Source organism: Mycobacterium sp. SMC-21, assembly GCF_045310825.1.
Taxonomy (GTDB): Bacteria; Actinomycetota; Actinomycetes; order Mycobacteriales; family Mycobacteriaceae; genus Mycobacterium.
In genome coordinates, this window is record NZ_JBJIAO010000002.1 from 99,159 (window position 1) to 119,261 (window position 20,103).

General features: G+C 65.8%; 20 protein-coding genes. 15 read left to right on the forward strand and 5 right to left on the reverse strand.

Going from position 1 to position 20,103, the window contains the following annotated elements:
- The first annotated feature begins 31 nt into the window (after nt 1-31).
- Both ACJH6H_RS02360 and ACJH6H_RS02365 read left to right on the forward strand, forming a co-directional pair.
- The gene (locus ACJH6H_RS02360) at nt 32-496 is read left to right on the forward strand and encodes an RrF2 family transcriptional regulator (protein WP_406774162.1); all 465 of its coding nucleotides are present in this window, start codon (nt 32-34) and stop codon (nt 494-496) included.
- 55 nt (nt 497-551) lie between these two features.
- Nucleotides 552-1,670 carry a hypothetical protein gene (locus ACJH6H_RS02365; protein ID WP_406774163.1) on the forward strand — a complete coding sequence of 373 codons (1,119 nt, stop codon included), beginning with the start codon at nt 552-554 and terminating at the stop codon, nt 1,668-1,670.
- Here ACJH6H_RS02365 and ACJH6H_RS02370 read toward each other — a convergent pair.
- On the reverse strand, nt 1,604-2,398 hold the full coding sequence (locus ACJH6H_RS02370) for a crotonase/enoyl-CoA hydratase family protein (protein WP_212814705.1): 795 nt from the start codon (nt 2,396-2,398) through the stop codon (nt 1,604-1,606). The genes ACJH6H_RS02365 and ACJH6H_RS02370 overlap by 67 nt on opposite strands.
- A 265-nt stretch (nt 2,399-2,663) precedes the next feature.
- Here ACJH6H_RS02370 and ACJH6H_RS02375 point away from each other — a divergent pair, with 265 nt between their 5' ends.
- The 12 genes from ACJH6H_RS02375 to ACJH6H_RS02430 are packed head-to-tail and all read left to right on the forward strand — an operon-like array spanning nt 2,664 to nt 14,277.
- Nucleotides 2,664-3,311, forward strand: a complete 648-nt coding sequence (locus ACJH6H_RS02375; protein WP_318984299.1) for a TetR/AcrR family transcriptional regulator — start codon at nt 2,664-2,666, stop codon at nt 3,309-3,311.
- Nucleotides 3,308-4,171, forward strand: coding sequence for an ABC transporter permease (locus ACJH6H_RS02380; RefSeq protein ID WP_208103616.1), 864 nt, complete (start codon nt 3,308-3,310; stop codon nt 4,169-4,171). The genes ACJH6H_RS02375 and ACJH6H_RS02380 overlap by 4 nt, the downstream gene beginning before the upstream one ends.
- 1 nt (nt 4,172) lies before the next feature.
- Nucleotides 4,173-5,030, forward strand: coding sequence for an MlaE family ABC transporter permease (locus ACJH6H_RS02385; protein ID WP_406774164.1), 858 nt, complete (start codon nt 4,173-4,175; stop codon nt 5,028-5,030).
- On the forward strand, nt 5,030-6,547 hold the full coding sequence (locus ACJH6H_RS02390; protein ID WP_406774165.1) for an MlaD family protein: 1,518 nt from the start codon (nt 5,030-5,032) through the stop codon (nt 6,545-6,547). Before ACJH6H_RS02385 ends, ACJH6H_RS02390 begins: the two co-directional genes overlap by 1 nt.
- Nucleotides 6,544-7,593 carry an MlaD family protein gene (locus tag ACJH6H_RS02395; protein WP_406774166.1) on the forward strand — a complete coding sequence of 350 codons (1,050 nt, stop codon included), beginning with the start codon at nt 6,544-6,546 and terminating at the stop codon, nt 7,591-7,593. The genes ACJH6H_RS02390 and ACJH6H_RS02395 overlap by 4 nt, the downstream gene beginning before the upstream one ends.
- Entirely contained in the window at nt 7,590-8,654 is a 1,065-nt protein-coding gene (locus tag ACJH6H_RS02400) for an MCE family protein (protein ID WP_212806511.1), read from the forward strand. The genes ACJH6H_RS02395 and ACJH6H_RS02400 overlap by 4 nt, the downstream gene beginning before the upstream one ends.
- The gene (locus tag ACJH6H_RS02405) at nt 8,651-9,853 is read left to right on the forward strand and encodes an MCE family protein (protein WP_406774167.1); all 1,203 of its coding nucleotides are present in this window, start codon (nt 8,651-8,653) and stop codon (nt 9,851-9,853) included. The genes ACJH6H_RS02400 and ACJH6H_RS02405 overlap by 4 nt, the downstream gene beginning before the upstream one ends.
- Entirely contained in the window at nt 9,850-10,968 is a 1,119-nt protein-coding gene (locus ACJH6H_RS02410) for an MlaD family protein (protein ID WP_406774168.1), read from the forward strand. The genes ACJH6H_RS02405 and ACJH6H_RS02410 overlap by 4 nt, the downstream gene beginning before the upstream one ends.
- On the forward strand, nt 10,965-12,224 hold the full coding sequence (locus tag ACJH6H_RS02415; protein WP_212806509.1) for an MlaD family protein: 1,260 nt from the start codon (nt 10,965-10,967) through the stop codon (nt 12,222-12,224). The genes ACJH6H_RS02410 and ACJH6H_RS02415 overlap by 4 nt, the downstream gene beginning before the upstream one ends.
- Before the next feature lie 25 nt (nt 12,225-12,249).
- Entirely contained in the window at nt 12,250-12,876 is a 627-nt protein-coding gene (locus ACJH6H_RS02420; protein WP_212806508.1) for an Mce protein, read from the forward strand.
- Nucleotides 12,873-13,481: an Mce protein gene (locus ACJH6H_RS02425; protein ID WP_212806507.1), complete on the forward strand. Its 609-nt coding sequence runs from the start codon at nt 12,873-12,875 to the stop codon at nt 13,479-13,481. The genes ACJH6H_RS02420 and ACJH6H_RS02425 overlap by 4 nt, the downstream gene beginning before the upstream one ends.
- Nucleotides 13,471-14,277, forward strand: coding sequence for a hypothetical protein (locus ACJH6H_RS02430; RefSeq protein WP_244872819.1), 807 nt, complete (start codon nt 13,471-13,473; stop codon nt 14,275-14,277). Before ACJH6H_RS02425 ends, ACJH6H_RS02430 begins: the two co-directional genes overlap by 11 nt.
- Before the next feature lie 7 nt (nt 14,278-14,284).
- On the opposite strand, the gene ACJH6H_RS02435 is transcribed toward ACJH6H_RS02430, so the two are convergent.
- The 3 genes from ACJH6H_RS02435 to ACJH6H_RS02445 form a co-directional block, all read right to left on the reverse strand.
- On the reverse strand, nt 14,285-15,484 hold the full coding sequence (locus ACJH6H_RS02435) for a BTAD domain-containing putative transcriptional regulator (protein ID WP_212806506.1): 1,200 nt from the start codon (nt 15,482-15,484) through the stop codon (nt 14,285-14,287).
- 88 nt (nt 15,485-15,572) lie between these two features.
- Nucleotides 15,573-16,712, reverse strand: a complete 1,140-nt coding sequence (locus ACJH6H_RS02440; RefSeq protein WP_212806505.1) for an acyl-CoA dehydrogenase family protein — start codon at nt 16,710-16,712, stop codon at nt 15,573-15,575.
- 17 nt (nt 16,713-16,729) lie between these two features.
- Nucleotides 16,730-18,490 carry an AMP-dependent synthetase/ligase gene (locus tag ACJH6H_RS02445; protein WP_406774169.1) on the reverse strand — a complete coding sequence of 587 codons (1,761 nt, stop codon included), beginning with the start codon at nt 18,488-18,490 and terminating at the stop codon, nt 16,730-16,732.
- A 188-nt stretch (nt 18,491-18,678) separates the two neighbouring features.
- Between ACJH6H_RS02445 and ACJH6H_RS02450 the strand changes: the two genes are divergently transcribed.
- Nucleotides 18,679-19,362, forward strand: a complete 684-nt coding sequence (locus ACJH6H_RS02450) for a TetR/AcrR family transcriptional regulator (protein WP_212806503.1) — start codon at nt 18,679-18,681, stop codon at nt 19,360-19,362.
- Nucleotides 19,363-19,378: 16 nt separating this feature from the next.
- Here the strand turns inward: ACJH6H_RS02450 and ACJH6H_RS02455 are convergent, their stop codons facing one another.
- Nucleotides 19,379-20,068 carry an Abi-alpha family protein gene (locus ACJH6H_RS02455; RefSeq protein WP_212806502.1) on the reverse strand — a complete coding sequence of 230 codons (690 nt, stop codon included), beginning with the start codon at nt 20,066-20,068 and terminating at the stop codon, nt 19,379-19,381.
- Nucleotides 20,069-20,103: the final 35 nt, after the last annotated feature.

Here is a 20,103-nt window from a genome sequence, read left to right on the forward strand (position 1 = left end):
ATCGGAAATGGCGATTAAATAGCGTGGCCGTGTGCGGTTGACCGGTTTCAGTGACGTCGGGCTGCGGATCTTGATCCGGCTCGCCGCCGAAGACGGCCGACAGCGGATGTCGACGCGGCAGATCGCCGAAGACATGCAGATCTCCTACACGCACGCGACCAAAGCGTGCGCGCATCTGGCGGCGGCCGGGTGGCTGGACGCGGACCGCGGTCGCGGCGGCGGGCTTGCCCTCACCGCCACCGGCCGTACCGCCCGCCTGGGCGATGTGGTGCGGTCGCTGGAAGACGACGGTGACACCGAGCTGGTCGACTGCAGCGGGCTGGATTGCCCGCTGCAGTCGGCATGCCGGCTCCGCTCGGCGTTGGCGCAGGCGAAAGCGGCGTTCTATGCGTCGCTGAACACCACCACGGTCGCTGACCTCGCGCAACCGCCGACGAGGAACCTGCTCATCAGCCTCGGCGCACTGACCGCGCAGATCGATTCCCGCGCCGATTGAACCGAACGGCCCGCCGGATCGTGGTACCCGTACACCGCTGCGCAAGGGGATCACGATGCAACTGTCCGCACGCCTGCCCGCCGCTCTCGCCGCGACCGCCGTTGCCGCGGCCGTCATCGCGCCACCGGCGGCCACTGTTCCGGCCGCCGGCCATCCTTCGCCGACTGTGACACGGGAAATCCGTTTGACCGCAACGGTTCCGCCGGGCGGACTGCTCACCAGCTTCGTGAAGAACCAGGGCATCTACTGCTCCATCATCTGTCCACTGCTGGCGCAGACCGTCACGACAGGTGTCACCACCACGCTGCAGGAGCCGGGCGTCTTCCTCGCCGCGCTGCCGGCCAACGGACCGCTCAAGGCCCTCGGCATCGCCGCCGCGTCGATGACGGGACCCACGGCCGCCGCCATGGACAAGGCGATCGACGCCGACGCCGCCATTCCGGCGAAGCGGGCGCTCAACGCCTTCGAGGTCGGCGTGGTGGGCCTGCTCAACATTCCTCCCGCGATCCCCGCCGGCCCGGGCGCGGTGGTCGACGCGTTCCAGCAGTTCCGCCAGCAGACCTACGACGCGCTCAACGCGCCCGTCGTCCGGAACCCGGAGCCGACGGTCATGCCGCGCGGAGTGTTCCAGGTCGCGGTGATCGGCGTCATCAATGTGGTTGCGGCAGTGATCTTCCCGGGCTTCAACTTCTTCCTCGCCGGCGCGTTCCACGTGCCCGATGCGGTGGCTCAGGAACTGGCGAAGAGCGGCAATCCGCTGCGCGCGTTCCTGGCGGGCGTCCAGACCGCGGGGGGCGTGGTGACCAACGCCGTGAACGTCGTGGCCAACGCCGTCGTCACCGAGGCGAACAAGGTCCGCGCCGCGGCGATGCAGCCCGGTGCCTCGACACCGGTGGCGGCGCCGAAGTCCGTCACGACCGCGGCTGCCGCCCCCGGTGTCAGCCTCACTCAGACGACGCCGAAGAAACCGAAGAAGACGTTGCCGGCGCAGACAGTCGGGCAGTTGCCCAACCCGCTGTCCAGTGTGGCAAAGGAGCTGACGAAAGCGACGAAGGCGCTGACGCCCAAGCCCAACGCCAAGCCGAAGCCAGACGACAAGTCCGGAAGTCAGCCCAGCGAACGTGGCGCCCAGGCCGGACTGCCGTCACGGCCGGCCTTGCGTGCCAACCGGTGATTGCGCCCCCGCAGCAGTCGTAGCTGCAAGAGCGACTCGGACCAGAATGCCCACCGCGGCGTCGACGTCCAGGTCGAGTCGAACAGCTTCTTGGTTGCGGCCAGCGCGTCGGGCGACCGCTCGATCAGCTGTGCGGCCAGCTCCTCGGCGGCCAGCAGCGGATCGTCGGCGACGGCGGTGACCAGTCCGTAGCCCAGCGCGTCGGTGCCGGAGAACACCTCCGCGGTCATGGTGAGCCGCTTGGCCACATCCATCGGCAGGAGCTCACGCAGAGTCACCGACCCGGTCATGTCCGGAATCAGGCCCCACCGCGCCTCCATGACCGACAGCTTGCAGTCCGGCGTCGCGATCCGGAAGTCCGCCGCCAGGGCGACCTGCAGTCCGCCGCCGTAGCAGTGGCCATGCACGGCCGCGATCACCGGTACCGGCAACTCGCGCCAAGCCCAGCAGGCCTTCTGGAACAGGTTCGTCTTCTGTCCGGGGAACTTGCCGAAGTTGCGCACGGCACTCAATCCCTGCAGCTTTGCTCCGGCGAAGTCCAGCCCCGTGCAGAACGCACGCCCGTCACCGCGCAGAATCACGACGCGCACCGAACGGTCGCGAGCCAATCGGTCGGGGACCGTGGCGAGCGCCTCCAGCATCGGCAGATCCAGGCTGTTCATCTTGTCGGCCCGGTTGAGCGTCGCGTAGGCGATGCCATCCCGAACTTCGACGGTGATCCGATCCATTGCCATTGGGGCAGGATAGTGCGGCGCCGGCCGGTACCACGGAACCGCCCGAAGCTGTGGATATTTCGTGAAAATGGCCAAACAGCCCCATGGCCGGATAACCCGCCCTACTGTGCAGCGGCAACCCCAACTGCGAAATTCAGCAAACCTGGCGCGGCCCGGACGCTTCCTCGCGAGACAATTCATTCCGTTTCGCGAAGAGTGTGTCCCAAACCGGAATCGATACGCTACTGTGATCCGCGTGACAGGCGAGGTGCGCGCGACCATGGCGGAACGCCAGCGTGCGAAACGCGCCGAGCTGGTGCGTGAAGAAGTCATCGAAGCGGCATTGGCGGAGTTCGCTGAGCGGGGATATCACCAGACCTCGATCAGTCACATCGCCAAGCGCCTCGGCTCCGGGCACTCGATGTTCTACCGGTACTTCGAGAACAAGCGCGACATCGTCGACCACGCGGTGCGCCAGGTGAACGCCCGCGTGCTCGCCGCGATCGGCGACTCGAGGCCGGGACAGCTGACGTCCATCATCGAGTTCCGTGATCACCTTCTGGGCATCGGTATGGCCTACAGCGAACTGCTGGCCGACGAGCCGCGCCTCATGCAGTTGATCGTCGTGCAGGCCGCCGGCGTCGATCAGCAGATGACCGAGGAGTTCCAGCGTCTCTTCGATGACGGCGCCCGTGTGCTGGCGACCATGCTGCGCGACGGCATCAACCAGGGCTACATCCGGGCCGACGTCGACGTGCGCGCCACCGCCCAGACCATCTGCGCCATCCCGTTCGGTATCGCCCTTCGCTACGGCCAGAAGCCGAGTCGCGAGGAGTTGCTCGCGCAGACCCTGGCAAGCAATGAACTGGTGTGCCGCGGCATCGCCACCGAGTGGCCGGTGTCCGGCAAGGAAGCAGCGGCTCGATGACCGACCAGGCACAACCAAGGGGACTGGCGAAGTGGGGCGCCATCGCCGAGGCCATCGACTGGGTCAAGCGCTACCTGCAGAACCATCCGATCGCATCGCTGAGCACCGCCGGCGGGCAGATCGTGCTCGGGCTGCGGACGCTGGAGTATCTGTTCTTCGACATCGTCAAGGGCCGCTTCCAGGTGCGCGAATTCCTGGACCAGGCCGCGTTCATGGCCGGAACCGCCTTCACCCCAACGGTTCTGGTGACCATCCCGATCAGCGTGACGCTCTCGATCCAGTTCGCGTTGCTGGCCGGCCAGGTCGGTGCGTCATCCCTGTCGGGTGCGGCCACCGGGCTCGTCGTCATCCGGCAGGGCGCTCCGCTGGTCGCCTCGCTGCTGCTGGCGACGGCCGTCGGTTCGGCCGTCTGCGCGGATCTCGGTTCGCGCACCATGCGTGAGGAAATCTCCGCCATGGAGGTCATGGGTGTGTCCCCGATCCAGCGCCTCGTGGTGCCGCGGTTGGTCGCCCTGGTTCTGATCGGTGTGCTGCTGACCGGCGTGACGAGCTTCGTCGGTTACCTGGCGAGCTACATGTTCAATGTCTATCTGCAGAACGGCACCCCGGGGTCGTTCATCGCGACGTTCTCGTCGTTCTCCACCGTCGGCGATCTTGCGCTGGCGATGGTGAAGGCCGTCGTCTTCGGTGTCATCGTGGCGGTGATCAGTTGCCACAAGGGGCTGGACACCCGCGGCGGTCCGGCCGGTGTGGCCAACTCGGTCAACGCCGCGGTGGTGGAGTCGGTGCTCCTGATGATGATCGTCAACGTGGTGATGAGCCAGCTGTACGTCGTCGTGTTCCCGAAGACGTCGATCTGACATGGCAGCTCCGTCAACATTCACCCCGGGTCTGCTGCGGCCGTTCTCCGCGGTCGGCCGCGGGCTGCTGAAGGGTGCCGGGCGGACCGGGCACATGGTCGAGTTCTTCGGCAAGGTCGTGCTCGCCATGCCGACGATGTGGCTGCGCTACCGCAAGGAACTGCTGCGGCTGCTGTCGGACATCACGTGGGGCAACGGCTCCATCGTGGTGGGCGGCGGCACGCTGAATGTGGCTGGGGTTCTTGGTGTCACGGCCGGGGCGCTGGTCGCGGTCGAGGGCTACAACGCGCTGAACCTGTTGGGGCTGGGGCCCGCCACCGGCTTGGTCTCGTCCTTCGCGACGACCCGAGAACTGGCGCCGGCGATGATCGCGATGGCGTTCATCGCGCAGGCCGGCTGCCGGTTCACCGCGCAGCTGGGTGCCATGCGCATCAACGACGAGATCGACGCGCTGGACACCCTCGGCATCAACTCGGTGGCCTACCTGGTGGCGACGCGGGTGGTGGCCTCGGTCATCGCGGTGGTCCCGCTGTTCCTCGCGGCGCTGGCCCTGGCCTACCTGTCGTGCCAGTTGGTCAGCGTCGTCGCCGGGCAGTCCACGGGTACCTACCTGCACTACTTCGGACTGTTCCTCGAGGGCCGCGACGTGCTGTTCGCCACCGTCAAAGCGGTGATCTTCGTGTTCATCTCGTCGACAATCCAGTGCTACTACGGCTATTTCGCCTCCGGCGGCCCGGCCGGTGTCGGCGTGGCGGCCGGCCGGGCGATGCGCGGCAGCGTCACCGTCGTGATGATCGTCAACATGCTGCTCACCATGGCGCTGTGGGGCGTCATCAGTGGTGCAAGGTTCGGTGGCTGATGGGCAACTCCTTCGACCACGACCCGCGCGGCTCCACCGACCGCAAGCTGGGCGTCATCGGCCTGTGCTTCGCGGTGATCGCCTCGTTCGCCGCGGTCCTCATGGTGGTGAAATCGCAAGGCAAGCTTGACGACTTCGTCCGGGTGGAGCTCAAGCTCATCAACATCGGTGACGGTCTGCCCGAGCGGTCCGACGTCAAGTTCCGCGGTGTCATCGTCGGCATGGTGTCGGGTGTGACGCCGTCGCAGCACGGTCAGCCGAACGTGGTGCACGTCAACATCCAGCCGCAGTTCGCCGCGCAGATCCCCGACAACGTGACCGCGCGCGTGGTGCCCGCCAACATCTTTGCGGTGTCGGCGGTGCAACTGGTGCAGAACGGCGACGGGGCCCGCCCCATCCGTTCCGGTGATGTCGTGCTCGAAGACCAGACCCTGCCCACGGTGCTGTTCCAGAACGTGCTGGCCAAGCTGCGCCAGCTGCTCAAGGCCGTCGGCCAGTCGCCCGACGCCAACAATGTCGGCGTCTTCGCCGCCATTGCCGAGGCCACCCACGGCCGGGGACAGAAGATCACCGACGCCGGCCATGACGTGAACGAGATCATGCGGCAACTGAATACGGTCGTGAAGTCCGACGACACCGGACCGACGACGTTGTCCGCGCTCAAGGCGGCCGCCGAGAGTCTGCGGACCGTGTCGCCGGAGCTGTTCACCGCGCTGGACAGTTCGGTGCAGCCGATGCGGACGTTCGCCGAGAAGCGCACGCAGCTGACCAATTTCCTGTCGGGTGGCCTGAATACCACTGGCACGCTGGGGGATGCCTTCGAGCACCAGAGTGACCGGATGATCCAGGTCAGCACCGGACTGACACCGGCGATCGGTGTGCTGGCCGACCACGCCGGCGAATTCCACGGCGTCTCGACACGATTGCAGGCGCTGGCCAACAAGATCTACGACGAGGGCGTCAATCAGGACACCGGCCACATCATCTGGAAAGCGGTCATCTCGATGAACCCGTCGCGCCAGTACACCCGGGCGGACTGCCCGCGGTACGGCGCGATGGAGGGGCCGAGCTGCAAGACCGCGCCGGAAACCCCGACCGCGCCCGACCTCAAGCCCGGCCTGGAATCGATGGGTATGGCGACCCCACCGTGGGTGACCGAGAACCGTCCCAACATTGCACCGCCGCGCTTTTCGGTTCCGATCGTGCCGGAATTTCCCGGCCCGCCGGACCCCAACGCGCCACCCGCGCCGCAGGCCGCGCCGGCGCCCGGCCCGGTGGTTGCGCCCGCACCTCCCGGCCCGCCGCTACCCGCCGAAGCCGGCGCACCCGGCCAGGTTCAGCAGCAGTCCGCGCCGCTCTACGGCGGCACCGTCGGGCCCGTCGGTAGCCAGAACGAGAAGGACCAGTTGAGCCAGATCGTCGGTGGCCCAGCCACATCCGCCACTCAGTTGCTGTTGGGCCCGGTGGCCCGGGGGCAGGACGTGCACGTCGCTCCGATCCCGGAGGGACAGCCATGAAATTGAAGCGCAGCACCGTCGTGTTCCTGACGCTGTTCCTGGTCTTCTCCGTGGCCGTCACCTGGATGGTCTTCGCGACCTTGCAGCGCAACGTCGCGGGCCCCACCTCGAGCTATTCGGCGATCTTCAGTGATGTGTCGGGCCTGGCAGAAGGTGACGACGTCCGGGTGGCCGGTGTTCGGGTCGGCCGCGTCGACAAGATCGAGCTGACGCCGGACAACCAGGCCAAGGTCACGTTCCAGGTCCGCAGCAACCAGACGCTGTACACCAACACGCTGGCCTCCGTGACCTACCAGAACATCATCGGACAGCGGTACCTGGGTTTGAGTCAGGGTGAGGGCGACAAGCGCAAACTCGCTGTCGGAGCGCAGATTCCGGAGAGCCGGACCAATCCGTCGTTCGACATCTCCTACATGCTCAACGGTTTCGAGCCGTTGTTCACCGAGCTCGACCCGCAGCAGGTGGACAATCTGACCAACGCCATCATCAAGGCGTTCCAGGGCAACGAGGGCCCGATCCTGACCCTGACGACGCAGGCGTCGGTGCTGACGCAGACACTGGCGGGTCCCGATGCCGCGCTGGGGGATTTGATCGCGAACCTGGACCGGCTGATGACGACACTGGCCGCGCAGAGCGCCAATCTGCAGACGATGCTGCACGAAACCTCGGTGTCGATCGCCGCGCTGAACAGCCGGCGCGACGAGCTGGTCTCGTCGGTGGGGTCCATCACCGCCAACGTCACGCGGCTGTCGGCGATCGTCAACGCGATCACGCCGCAAATGCAGCAGTTCATCGACCGGGAGCCGGGTTTCCTGAAGTACAGCGTGACCGACGGCAAGCAGCGCCTGGCGTACGCGGTGGCCAATGTGCCGTTGCTGCTCAAGGGACTTGCCCGTGCGGGCCAGGAGGGCACCTACATCGACGTCTACGTCTGCGACCTCGATTTCGGGCTGTGGCGCGGTCTGCTCAACTGGTTCCGCCGGTTCGTCGTGGCGGCGACGCCGGGCAACGGCAACGAGACCTGGCACACGGCGGTGTGCCGATGAGCAGCCTGTTCGGTGGCCCCCTGCGCCCGAAGAACATCCCGGGCGGGCGCAAGCGAGTCCTGGAGGACTACAACAAATTCTGGCTCGGCGTCATCGGTCTGACGGTCATCGTGGTGATGGTCGCCGCCGTGGTGCTGGTCAGCATCCTGGACATCGGAAAGAAGCAGTACACCGCCGAGTTCGCCCAGGCCGCGGCGATCAAATCCGGCAATGCGGTGACCATCGCGGGCATCAACGTCGGCGAGGTGCAGAACGTCGAGCTGGCCGGTGACCACGTGGTGGTGACGTTCAAAGCCGACAAGAACGTGCGGCTGGGGACAGAAACACGTGCGGCCATCAAACTCACGACCATCTTGGGCTCGCGGTACCTGGAGATCAGCCCCGCCGGTGCGGGCCATCTCGCCGGCAACACCATCAAATTGAGTCATACCGAGGTGCCGTATGACTTGCAGAAGACGCTCGAGGGTGCGACCAGCACGCTGTCGCCGCTCGATGCGGACAAGATCGCCGAGTCGGTGCGGGTGATGAGCGGCAGCCTGCAGGGGGTGCCCGACGCACTACCGGAAGCGCTGACCAATCTGAACTCACTGGCCGGGGTCATCCAGTCCCGCCGCGACCAGATCGGCACGCTGATCACCAACGCCGACACCATCGCGGCGCTGTTGCATCGCCAGAAGGCCGACCTTGGCGCACTTGTGTTGCAGGGCAACCAGATTCTCGGGGAGATCACCACCCGGCGCGCTGCGATGCAACGGCTCTTCGACGGCGTGACACTGCTTGCCGACCGGGCCCACACGCTCTTGGCCAACGAGCCGCAACTCGACGCCTTGATCGCCAACCTGCACGAGTTCGCCAAGCTGCTCGCCGACCACGACGCTCTGGTCCGCAGCATCCTGCAGGTCGCGCCGATCACCGCACGCAACATCGCCAACCTGACCGGTAGCGGTAACGGTGCCGACATCACCCTGCCTGCGGGCATCATGGTCGACTCCTGGATGTGCGCCATCAGCGGCCGGGCCCGGCAGTTCAACATCGTCGAATACTTCAAGGACTGCAAATGAGTAAGCGCGCCTTGATGATCGGGGCGATCGCCGTGATTGTGATCGTCGCACTGGTGACGACCGCGGCCGCCGTGGCGCCGCGCATCTGGCAACGCAACATCACCGTGACGGCGCACTTCCAGGACGCCGTCGGGTTGTATCCCGGCAACGCGGTGTCGGTGCTCGGCATGCAGGTGGGCAAGGTCGACTCGGTGGTGAACAAGGGTGGCTACATCGAGGTCACCATGGACATCGACAAGAAGATCCCGATTCCCAGCGACGTCACGGCCGCCACCGTCTCCGCCTCGATCCTCACCGATCGGCACGTCGAGCTGACTCCGCCCTACCGCGGCGGAAACAAGCTGCGCGACGGCGACCTGATCGCGTTGGGCCACACCAGGACTCCGGTCGAATTCGACAAGACGCTGTCCATGATCGACAAACTGGGTACCGCCCTCAAGGGCAACCCGCAGGGCGGTGGCCCGCTGGGCGATCTGGTGGATCTGGGGTCTCGGATCAGCTCTGAGAACAGCACCCAGATCAAGTCCACGTTGACCAAGTTGTCGGAGGCCCTCAAGGTCGGTCCCGATGGTGGTGCCAAGACCGAGAAGAACCTGCAGGAGATCATTCGCAGTGTCTCGGACCTGACCCAGTCCGCGGCCGAGAACGATGACGCCGTCCGCAAGTTCGGCAACAATGTGCACCAACTGAGCGACATCCTTGCCGACCAGAATCTGGGGTCGGGGCGCACCGGAGCCAAGGCCAACGAGATCCTCGAAGAGGTCAGCGGGTTGCTCGAGCGCCACCGCGACCAGCTCAAGGGCGCGTTCGGCGACCTGGACCCCGTGGTGCGGTCCCTTTCGGACAACAAACGCGAATTGGAAGAGACGCTGGATGTCCTGCCGCTGGCCCTGGACAACGTCTACAACGTCCTGGACCCAGTGGGCGGCAGCATCCGCGGACATCTCTTGACCGACAAGTTGTTGGCGTACAACCAGCTGAACAAGGAACTCTGCAACCTGATGGGCCTGAAGCAATTGGGCTGTGCCACCGGCACGTTGCAGGACTACGGCCCCGACTTCGGCTTGACCTCGATGATGGATCTGATGGCCAACGGTATCAGCCCGTCGGGTCAGGGCGAGCCGCCCAAGCAGGGGGCTGCCGCCACCACGCCGTCGCCTGCGCCCGCCGCACCCGCACCGGGAGGGCCGACGCGATGAGCGTGAAATCCGTTGTGCGCGGCGCGCGCTGGGCCGGGGTTCTCGGCGGTGTCGTGCTGATGACCGGCTGCGCCGCCGGCCTGGACAGTGTGCCGTTGCCGTCCCCGGGCTCCCGGGGCGGGACCTACGAACTCAACGCGGTGTTCACCGACGCGCTGAACCTGCCGTCGAAGGCGAAAGTGCGCCTGTACGGCGCGGACATCGGTGAGGTCACGTCGATCGACGCCGTGGACTTCACCGCGAAGGTGTCCATGCGGATCCGCCAGGATGTGCCGCTGCCGGTGGGCAGTACGGCCGAACTGCGTTCGGCCACACCGCTCGGCGACGTGTTCCTGCAGATTCGCCCGCCGGACGACAAGTCGGACGGCGGTGCGCTGCTGCGGGGCGGTGACACCATCCCGTTGGGGTCGACGGCGGCGGCACCGACGGTCGAGGAACTCCTCAACTCGCTGGCCATGCTCGTCAACGGCGGCGCCATCCGCGCGCTGACCACCGATGTCAACGGCGCCGGCCGAGTGGTCGGCGGGCGCGGCGAGAAGCTGGCCGCGCTCATCTCGGAAACCAACCAGTTCCTGTCGAAGATGTCGGCGCGGACGGCGCAGCTGGACGCGACGTTGCGCAGCACGTCGAACATGGCGGCCGAGGTCGCCCGGCACCAGCAGAGCATCGACACCGCGCTGGCCGCCGGCGCCCCCGCGCTGGCGGTCATCTCCGACAACACCACGCGGATCATGGACGTGGTGGACAACGTCGGCCGGATCACGCGGCAGCTGTCCAAGTTCCCGTCGATGCAGGGCACCGACACCCGCAGTGTCGCGGCCGACGTGAACAAGCTGTCGGCGGTGTTCAACGAGATCGCCATGGACCCGAACATCTCGCTCACCGCGTTCAACCGGCTCATCGGCATCCTGGTCAAGGCCACCACCTCTACCGCGGTGCACGTGGAGGCGGAGATCTCGAGAATCGCGATCGGTGCGCTGCCCGACAAGAACTACGCGGGCGACCCCGGTATCCACGGACCCGACGGCACCGACTGGCACCTGATGATCGGCAGCCTGCGTTACGAGTGGAACATGCTGCTCGGCCGCATCTACGGATCGGACCGAACCCGATGAACGCGCTGAACAGCCTGGTGGCGTTCATCATTCGGATCGTCAAGGCGGTGGCGAGCCGCAAGGTGGTGCTCGCGCTGTTCGGCCTGTTGCTCACCGCGGTGATCGCCTTCGGCTACATCGCGATCGACGGCCTGCGGTTCAACCCGTTCCACCGGACCATCGCCATCCGGATCATGCTGCCCGAATCCGGTGGCCTGCTGGCCAATCAGGATGTCACGTTGCGTGGCATCCCGATCGGCCACGTCGCGGCGGTCAACCTCACCAAGACCGGCGTCGAGGCGGTCGCCTCGGTCGACGCGTCGGCGCACATCCCGACCGACAGCCCGGTGCGGGTCTCCGGCCTGTCGGCGGCTGGGGAGCAGTACCTGGACTTCCGGCCGGAGCACGGCGGTGGCCCGTATCTCACTGATGGCGCGGTCATTTCGGGCAAGCAGGCCAGCATCCCGGTGACCTTGCCGCACATCATCGACCACAGCCGCGGCGCGCTGGCGCAGCTCGACGCCGACAAGCTCGGCAAGATGTTCAACGAGCTGCACGTCACCAAGGACGGCCCGCGCAAGCTGGCCGCGATCCTGGACGGTGCCAGCTTGTTGGCCAACACCGTGGACTCGGTGCTGCCGGAGACCGTGAGCATGATTCGCACCACCCGCGTCGTGTTCAGCACCGTCGCCGACGTCCGCCCGGGCCTGGCGGCCACCACCAACGACCTGACCAAGGTGCTCGACGGCGTGAACAAGATGGACGGCGGTTTCCGCACCCTCGTCGAGCGCGGTGAGCCACAGCTGGCGACGCTGGACAACCTGATCGCGGACAACCGGCAGAACGTGGTGCAGATCCTCGGCAACCTGACCACGACCTCGCAGGTGATCTACCAACGCATTCCGGGCCTGGAGTACATCTGGCGGCCGGATCGGGACCCGTTCATCGACCGCTTCGCGTCCGTCGTCCACGATGGCGGTGTCTGGGCGATCGGTGACATCTACCCGAAGTACCGGTGCGACTACAACCTGCCGCGGCACGCCCCGTCGGACGCGAGTTTCCCCGAGCCGTACAAATACACCTACTGTGAGGATCAGGATCCATCGCTGTTGGTTCGCGGCGCCCGCAACGCGCCGCGGCCGCCGGGTGACGACACTGCCGGTCCGCCGCCGGGATATGACCCCCATGCGGTGACCGACAAGACGCCGCACTACCCGGGCTACACGATCGACACCCCGTACGGCGGTGCGGCGTACCCGTACCCGATGCCGAACTGACGGTCCACGAGACACGCGAGAAGTGATGAGTAAACGAACTGCAAGTACCGACGTATTCGACCAGGTGCACGACACCGAAACCGAAGCGGCCGAAGCGCCGGTCGAGTCCCGTGCCGCCGATGTGACAGAGACGGATGCGGCCGTGGAGAGCGCGGAACCTGCCGCGGCCGAGAAGCGGCGGGTCGGTCTGGCCGCGGTGGTGTGCGCGTTGCTGTTCACGATTCTGGTGGCAGCACTGGGCTTCCTGGGCTGGCGGCAGTACGAGCAGTACCAGGTCAACGCCGCGAGTGACGCGGCACTGCAGGCCGCCAAGGACTACGCCGTGGTGCTGACGACGTTGGACGCCAAGAACATCGATGAGAACTACCGCAAGTCGCTCGATGGTTCCACCGGCGAGTTCAAGGACGCCTACAGCCAGGGCGCCACGCAACTGCGGCAGGTGCTGATCGACAACAAGGCCTCCGGAACGGGCATCGTCGTCGCGGCGGCAGTCAAGTCGGCGACACCCGACAAGGTCGAGGTGCTGCTGTTCGTCGACCAGTCGATCACCAACGCGAACAACCCGAGCCCACGCATCGACCGCAACCGCATCGACATGACCATGGAGAAGGTCGGCGACCGCTGGCTGGCCAGCAGGGTCGAAATCCTGTGACCGACAAGGAGACCGACATCACCGACGTCGACGTGGACGAGGCCCTCGAGGCCGAGTCACCCACGCCGGCGGAGGCCGCCGAGCCCAAGGCCCCGAAGACGTATGCCGTCCGGCGCAGCCTCTGCTGGGCCGTGGCCGTCGTGATCATCGCGCTGTCGGCCGCGGCGGGCACCGCGTGGGCATTGGTATACGCCCAGCATCAGCGTGACGCCGAGGCAGCAGAAGCTCTCACAGCAGCGCGCGCATACGCCGTCACGCTGACCACCACCGACCAGAACACGATCGACAAGAATTTCGCCGATGTCCTGGGTGGGGCGACGGGTGAGTTCAAGGATGCCTACAGCAAGGCCGCGGCGACCATGCGAAAGATGTTGATCGACAACAAGGTCAGCACGACGGGTGTGGTCGAGGACTCTGCGGTCAAGGACGTGCGGGGCGATGACGTCGACGTGCTGCTGTCGGTGAAGCAGGACGTCACCAGTGCCGGGGTCAAAGAGAAGCGGACCGATTACGTCAGCGTGTCGATGACGATGCGCAAGGTGGGAGACAGGTGGCTGGCGGCCGAGGTGCTGCTCGCCGGAGCGGACGGTAAACGTGGCAAGTAGAGTCCGGGCGGCCCTGGCTGCCGTGGGTGCAACGGTGGTCGCCACGACGTGTTTGACTGGCGCGCCCGTCGCCCACGCGGCCATCGATAGTTTCTGCTCGCAACTCGGCGCGGTCTGGGACGGCGGTGCCTGCACCGCCGTCGTCAAATCTCAGCGAGAAGCCGAAATGCTGCTGTCCCTGCGGGTTCCGGCCGAACTGATCGACAACCCGACCGCCGGGCCGGTATTGCGTGACTACTACACGCGGCTGTTCAACGGCTGGCGTGCCACCGGCAACACCACGCCGCGGGACAGCAGTGCGCGTGCCGACTACGAGATCATTCCCGGGCCCGGGGGCCTGCAGTCGGTGGTCGTCCACGAGACGTTCGAGCCTTTCGGCATCCAGTCCAACAACGCCTACCGGTCCTTCCTCTTCGACATGAATGCCGGCCGCCGGCTGTACCTGCCCGATTTGTTCCGGGCGGGAGTCAATGCCAATCAGGCGGTTTCGGCTGCCGCCGCACCGATCCTGCCGCCGGTGCTCGACGCCGCCGCGCCGCCGCACGCACCGGGCACCTATCCGTTCACCGTGGAGGAGTTCCAGCCCGACGGCGACGGTCCGGGTTACTCGGGCAACTACCGGGCGTTCGCGCTGACCGGTGATTCACTGCGTCTCTACATGCCGGACCAGCCGATGTCCCGTGAAAGCCCAAGTCCACGAGATCGTTTCAGCTGGTCGATGGACGGTGGGACCGTCGTCGCCAATGTGCCGCTGGCGTCGTTGGCGGGTCAGCTCAAGCCGCAGTACGGCGGCTGAGCTCGGGTCAGTCCCGGTCACCGTCCCGCGCTGTAGCCGGCGGGTAGGTCTGGAAGACGAACACCTGACCACCCACTCGAATGGTGTCGCCGTCGTGGAGTTCAGCCGTGGCGCGGATGCGCTCGCCGTTGACATGGACGCCGTTGGCAGACCCGAGGTCGGTGATGATGTGGGTGGAGCCGGTGTTGTTGATGACGGCGTGGTGCCGGCTGACCTTGTCGTCGGCCACGACAAGGTCGTTGTCGGGGTTGCGTCCGATGCGGGTGGCCGCCCCCTTGAGTCGATGAAGGTGATCGTGCACGTCGCGCAGGGCCGCGGTGACAGGGTCGATCAGGGTCGTCACATCGGGTTCGAAGGCGATGATCGTCTGGGCCGCAGCCTGGGCATTGCGCTGTACGTCGAGCGGTTCCTGGCGCAGGATTTGTTCGTACAGGGTGCGCAGTGCCGGCGCGGGGTCGATGCCGAGGTCATCGGACAACGTTGTCTTGAGCCGGTGATAGGTATCGAGTGCGTCGGATTGGCGGTCGGTGAGGTAGTACGCCGTGATCAGTTGCGCCCAGAGCGGTTCGCGGTAGGGATGTTCGCCGACCAGGGTTTCGAGCTCACGAACGACGGTATGGGCTCGGCCACAAGCGATCTCGGCGTGGGCGCGTGCGGTCTGCGCAACGATTTTGTCCTCGGCTAACGCGTTGCGCAGCGCCTCCGTGAAGGCGAAGTCGCGCAGGTCGTCGAGGACGGGGCCGCGCCACTGGCGCAGCGCAGCGGTGAGGTGAGCACTGGCCGCCTCGAAGCGTCCGGCGGCCACGGCGTCGATCCCGGCTTGCTGTTCGGTGGCAAACCGGGCCAGATCGCTTTGTTCTGGGGTGATTTCGAGTCGGTAGCCATGGGGTGCGGTGGACACCACGGCATGGGCATCGACGCCCGCCTCGGTGAGGATGCGGCGCAGATTCGACACGTACGCACTCACGGAGATGCGAGCGGCGGCCGGTGGCTCGTCTTCCCAGATTGCGGTGATCAAGTCAGTGGCACTGACGGCGCGGTTGGCGTTCGCCACCAACATGGCAAGTACCGCGCGCTGTTTCGGCGTCCCGACCTGAATCGGCCTCGACGCGATGGTCACCTCCAGCGGACCCAGCACCCCGAATTGGATGTCGTGTTCGGCGCCACCGCGTTGAGGTGCGGGCGTCGCCGGTGTCTGGCCACCCATCAATAGCTCCCCGCTTGGCCGAACCTACCCAATTGCACGGGTAGAGGGTTGCACACCAAGCCCGATCAGGACGGCCGAATCATCCGGGCTAGAGGTGGCGCGCGATGAGGTCCTTCATGACTTCGTTGGCACCGGCATAAATCCGCGAGATCCGACTGTCGACGAACAGGCGGGAGATGGGGTATTCCTCCATGTACCCGTAACCGCCATGTAGTTGCAGGCAGCGATCGACGACTTGTGTCTGTTGTTCGGAGCACCAGAGTTTGACTTGCGCGGCGCGTTTGACGTCGAGGTCGCCGCGGACGTGACGTTGAATCGCGTCGTCGACGAACGTGCGCATGACGTCGATCACGGTGGCGATCTCGGCCAGTTCGAAACGGGTGTTCTGCAGGGCGAAGAGGGGTTTCCCGAACACGTGGCGCTCCTTGACGTACGCCAGCGTGTGGTCGTATGCGGCTTCGACCGCGCCCAGGGCGGCGACGCCCACGATCAGGCGCTCCTGCGGCAACTGCTGCATCAGCTGGACGAAGCCGCGACCTTCGACGCCGCCGAGCAGGTTCTCCGCGGGGACACGAAGTTCATCGAAGAACAGTTCGGTGGTGTCCTGCCCTTTCTGGCCGATCTTCTTCAGCTTGCGGCCGCGCTGGAATCCCTGAGTGTCGTCGCGAACTTCGGCGGCGAACAGCGACAACCCGGCCGCACCCTGCTGCGGATCGGTCTTGGCCGCGATGATGATGAGGTCGCACGTCGCGCCGTTCGAGATGAACGTCTTGGCGCCGGAGATCACGTACTCGTCTCCCACGCGAACGGCTCGCGTCGAAATGGCCTGCAGATCTGATCCGGTACCGGGTTCGGTCATGGCGATCGCACCGATCCATTCACCGGCAGCGAGTTTGGGCAGCCAGCGCAGCTTCTGCGCGGAGGTGGCGTAGGCGTTCAGGTAGTGCGGGACGATGCCCGTGTGGACGCCCAACTGCATGGACAGATCACCGGCGTAGGCCTGCTCCCGGAAGAGCACCGCCTCGTGCGCGAAAGTCGCGCCACCGCCGCCGAATTCCTCCGAGATCGACATCAATAGCAACCCCAGGTCGCCGGCACGGCGATACAACGCGCGGTCGGGCTCGCCGGCGGCGGCGAATTCCTCGTGACGCGGAACGACTTCCTTGGCGAAGAAGTCGCGGGCCAAACCGGACAGGTCGGCAAGTTCGGTCGTCGATGCGGGGGTCACTGTCTTGTTCCTCTCCTTCAACGCGCGTACAGCGCGTCGATCTGTGCGGCATATTTTTCGGCGATGGGTGCGCGGCGCAGCTTGAGCGTCGGCGTCAGCTCATCCCCGCCGGGAATCCAGTACTGCGGCAGGACTTTCCAGCTCCGAATCTGCTCCACCCGGGATAGCCGGGTATTCGCCGACGCCACCGCATCAGACACCGCCTGCTGTGTCGCCTCGTGGTCGACCATCTCGTCGACGGTGGCGCCGGCGAATCCATGCCGGGAGGCGAAGTCAGCGGCCGCATCGGGGTCGAGCGTGATCAGCGCGGCGATGTGCGGACGGTTGTCACCGATGGCAGCGACAGCGCCGATCAGCGGGCTGGCCGCTTTGAGTGCTCCCTCGATGTTGCTGGGGGACATGTTCTTTCCGCCGGAGTTGATGATCAACTCCTTCTTGCGGTCGACGATACGCAGATACCCGTCGGCGTCGACCGAGCCGATGTCGCCTGTGTGGATCCAGCCGTCGACATCGAGGATTTCCGCGGTGCGACCGGGATCGCGGTGGTAGCCGCGCATCACCCCACATCCGCGGACCAGAATCTCGCCATCGGTGGCCAGTTTGATTTGTGTGCCGGGGATTGGTTTACCCACCGTGCCGAGCTTGAGCCGGTCTCTGGGATTGACGGTCGTTACCGCGGAGGTCTCCGACATGCCCCATGCCTCCAACACGGGAATACCGATCGCAAGCATGAACTCGAGTACGGAGACATCGATGGGGGCAGCGCCCGACACGGCCGCGCTCAGTTGGTCCATTCCGAGGCGCGCGCGAATCTTGGACAACACCAACACGTCCGCCGCGACGGCGGCTGCTTCGTCGAGCAGTCCCAGCCGGCCTCCCACCAGGGTGGCTCCCGCCTTTTTCTTGCCGGCTGCCAGGGCCCACCGCGCGAGCGCGCCTGCCGGTCCGGTCTGCTCCGCGATGAGTGCCTCGACGCGAGCCCGAATCTTGTACCAGAGCATCGGTACCGCGACGAAGAACGTCGGGTGCACGCGGCCCAGTACGTCGATCAGCATCTTCGGGTCATCGACATCGGTGACCGTGATGCCGAAGTACATCGGCGCGTACTGGCCGATCCAACGGTTGATCAGGTGTGCATCCGGCAGATAGGACAGCACTCGACCCCGGCTGAGATTGCCCACCACACTGGGGATCACCTCGAGTTGGTACAGCAAGTTGCCGTGCGTCAGCTCTACGCCTTTGGGGTGCCCTGTGGTCCCGCTGGTGTAGATGAGGGTCAGGATGTCGTCGCGCTGAACGGCTTTCCACACGGCGTCGAAGTCGAAATCCTCAGCACCACCATCTGCTACCTCATCGAGGGTGAGCACACCGTGGTTCGGTTCGTCGACCGAGATGACGTTGCGCACATCGGTTCCTGACGAGGCAGCGAGCACCTTCTCCAGATATTGCGCCTCGCTGACCACGACTGCCGGCTGGGCGTTGTCGAACAGGTACGTGATCTGCGCCGCGGCGCTGGTGTTGTACACCGAAAAGCCGATCGCACCGAGATGCATCACCGCCGCGTCGACAACGTGGAACTCGGGACGATTGGTGAGCATCATCGCCACCACATCGCCGCGCCGCACGCCCAGCGCGGCCAGACCGGCGGCCACTCTTTGAACTTGGTCGCCGTACTGCGACCAGGTCAATGCCACTGTGCCGTCGGCGCGGCAAATCGCCGCGGTGTCACCGAGTTCGGCAACGCGCCGCTGGAAGTGCGCGCACAGACTTTCGCTCATCACAACCCTTCTCGCAGCAGTGCCGTGCGGGGTCCGGACCGGGGGTGCGGCCGCAACGGCTCAGGCTGAAACAGTAGAACATATTGCGTATGATTGTTTCAATCGTGGGCGATGGAGAGGTCTCACGCACGTCGTCCGGTGCCCGCTGTGTTCAGTGAAATACCTTGCCCGACAAAAGGAGAGCCGTGATGTTGGCAACTCGACGTCAACCGAACGGCACGTGCTGCCAGGCGCGCCCGACTGCCACCGACAGTCCGAGCACCACCGGTCGTGACCGAACGACGATCACCAACCGTGGTGATCACGCCCGTACGGCGATCTTGACAGCGCTACGCGAATTGCTGGATCGAAACCCGATTACGGAGGTTTCAGTACAGGCGATCACTCGGCAGGCCGGTGTCACGCGAACCGCGTTCTATTTCTATTTCGAATCCAAGTACTCCGCCCTGGCGGAACTGCTGCACGGACGCACCACTGCCGCGATGCTCGATAAGTCGTTTGCGTTGCGGACACCGGGGGAGTCCACTCCGGCATTGGTCGCACGGGTCATCGCCGGTATCCGTGCCGCCCTGGCTGCCGACGACCCGGTGTGGGCCTCGTGTCGCGCATCGTCAGGCTACGAACCGGAGATCGCCGAGATCGTCGCCGCCGTGGAGGACGCGATTACTCGCCGCATCGTGGAGATTGTGTCGGCCGAGGTACATCAAGGCGCCCAACCGATCTCGACCGACCTCCCTGCTCTGGTGCGTGTCCTGACCACCGCGACGGTCGCCGGCAGTGCACCCGCGGGTGTCGGTGCGCAATCCGCCCACCTCGATCGCACTATCGACGCGGTGTCAGCCCTATGGCGGAACGCATTGTGGCCCAGGTAGTTCGAGAATTTGTGCCTTACCGGGAACTGTCGCACGTCGTTGTCGTCCACAGCTCGCGTCCCAGGTCGGACAGGCGCAGACTGAGCCGTTCCACCCGAGTGGACTGCCGCGCCGCCTGCGCATCGGCGATTGCGCGCCTGACGCTTGGTTCGGCCATGAGCACCTCGTAGCCGGGCTCGGATCCGTCTGCGTGGGGTCCGATTTCAACCAGACCGAGCCGCAACAGGTTCGCGACGTAGATCGGCACCATGGTCGGCAGCGTCACGCCCGCGGTGCGGCCGATCAGCGAGGTGTTGGTCACGACGGCTCGAGGCAAGGACCACCGCCGAGACTGCGCATAGACGTTGACCAGGGGAGAGGTGGTGCCGTCCGAAAGTGCACGGAGAATCCTCGCCTCGTCGGCAACAAGCTGGTCGACGATACGGTCGTAGAGCTCCAGCCGCGTCTCGCCCGTGCTCTGGTCCAGTGAGCGGTCCAACAACTCGGCCATTCTGGTGCGCAACGATTCCTTCGACTGCGACGAATCATTCTGTGTCGCAACGTCGGCATCGGCCGGCCGCGATGGCCCGTGCGGCGGCCCGCCGGCCTGCTCGCGCGACGGCACCTCCGGCACGGGGATATCGGCTCGCCCCGCCACGGATAGCCGGCGCCGGGCGAATGTCGTGGCGGTCGCGATCAGGCCGTGCACGTCGGAGGTGGTGACCATCGTGTGATCTCTTTTCTGGAGGGCGGTTCTTTCGA

Bases quoted from the DNA above. Each gene is read 5' to 3' on its own strand.
- ACJH6H_RS02405 (WP_406774167.1), top strand. From the start codon at position 8,651: ATGAGTAAGCGCGCCTTGATGATCGGGGCGATCGCCGTGATTGTGATC.
- ACJH6H_RS02390 (WP_406774165.1), top strand. From the start codon at position 5,030: ATGGGCAACTCCTTCGACCACGACCCGCGCGGCTCCACCGACCGCAAG.
- ACJH6H_RS02380 (WP_208103616.1), top strand. From the start codon at position 3,308: ATGACCGACCAGGCACAACCAAGGGGACTGGCGAAGTGGGGCGCCATC.
- ACJH6H_RS02395 (WP_406774166.1), top strand. From the start codon at position 6,544: ATGAAATTGAAGCGCAGCACCGTCGTGTTCCTGACGCTGTTCCTGGTC.
- ACJH6H_RS02400 (WP_212806511.1), top strand. From the start codon at position 7,590: ATGAGCAGCCTGTTCGGTGGCCCCCTGCGCCCGAAGAACATCCCGGGC.
- ACJH6H_RS02435 (WP_212806506.1), bottom strand. From the start codon at position 15,484: ATGGGTGGCCAGACACCGGCGACGCCCGCACCTCAACGCGGTGGCGCC.
- ACJH6H_RS02445 (WP_406774169.1), bottom strand. From the start codon at position 18,490: ATGAGCGAAAGTCTGTGCGCGCACTTCCAGCGGCGCGTTGCCGAACTC.
- ACJH6H_RS02455 (WP_212806502.1), bottom strand. From the start codon at position 20,068: ATGGTCACCACCTCCGACGTGCACGGCCTGATCGCGACCGCCACGACA.
- ACJH6H_RS02410 (WP_406774168.1), top strand. From the start codon at position 9,850: ATGAGCGTGAAATCCGTTGTGCGCGGCGCGCGCTGGGCCGGGGTTCTC.
- ACJH6H_RS02415 (WP_212806509.1), top strand. From the start codon at position 10,965: ATGAACGCGCTGAACAGCCTGGTGGCGTTCATCATTCGGATCGTCAAG.
- ACJH6H_RS02375 (WP_318984299.1), top strand. From the start codon at position 2,664: ATGGCGGAACGCCAGCGTGCGAAACGCGCCGAGCTGGTGCGTGAAGAA.
- ACJH6H_RS02370 (WP_212814705.1), bottom strand. From the start codon at position 2,398: ATGGATCGGATCACCGTCGAAGTTCGGGATGGCATCGCCTACGCGACG.
- ACJH6H_RS02450 (WP_212806503.1), top strand. From the start codon at position 18,679: ATGTTGGCAACTCGACGTCAACCGAACGGCACGTGCTGCCAGGCGCGC.
- ACJH6H_RS02420 (WP_212806508.1), top strand. From the start codon at position 12,250: ATGAGTAAACGAACTGCAAGTACCGACGTATTCGACCAGGTGCACGAC.
- ACJH6H_RS02365 (WP_406774163.1), top strand. From the start codon at position 552: ATGCAACTGTCCGCACGCCTGCCCGCCGCTCTCGCCGCGACCGCCGTT.
- ACJH6H_RS02385 (WP_406774164.1), top strand. From the start codon at position 4,173: ATGGCAGCTCCGTCAACATTCACCCCGGGTCTGCTGCGGCCGTTCTCC.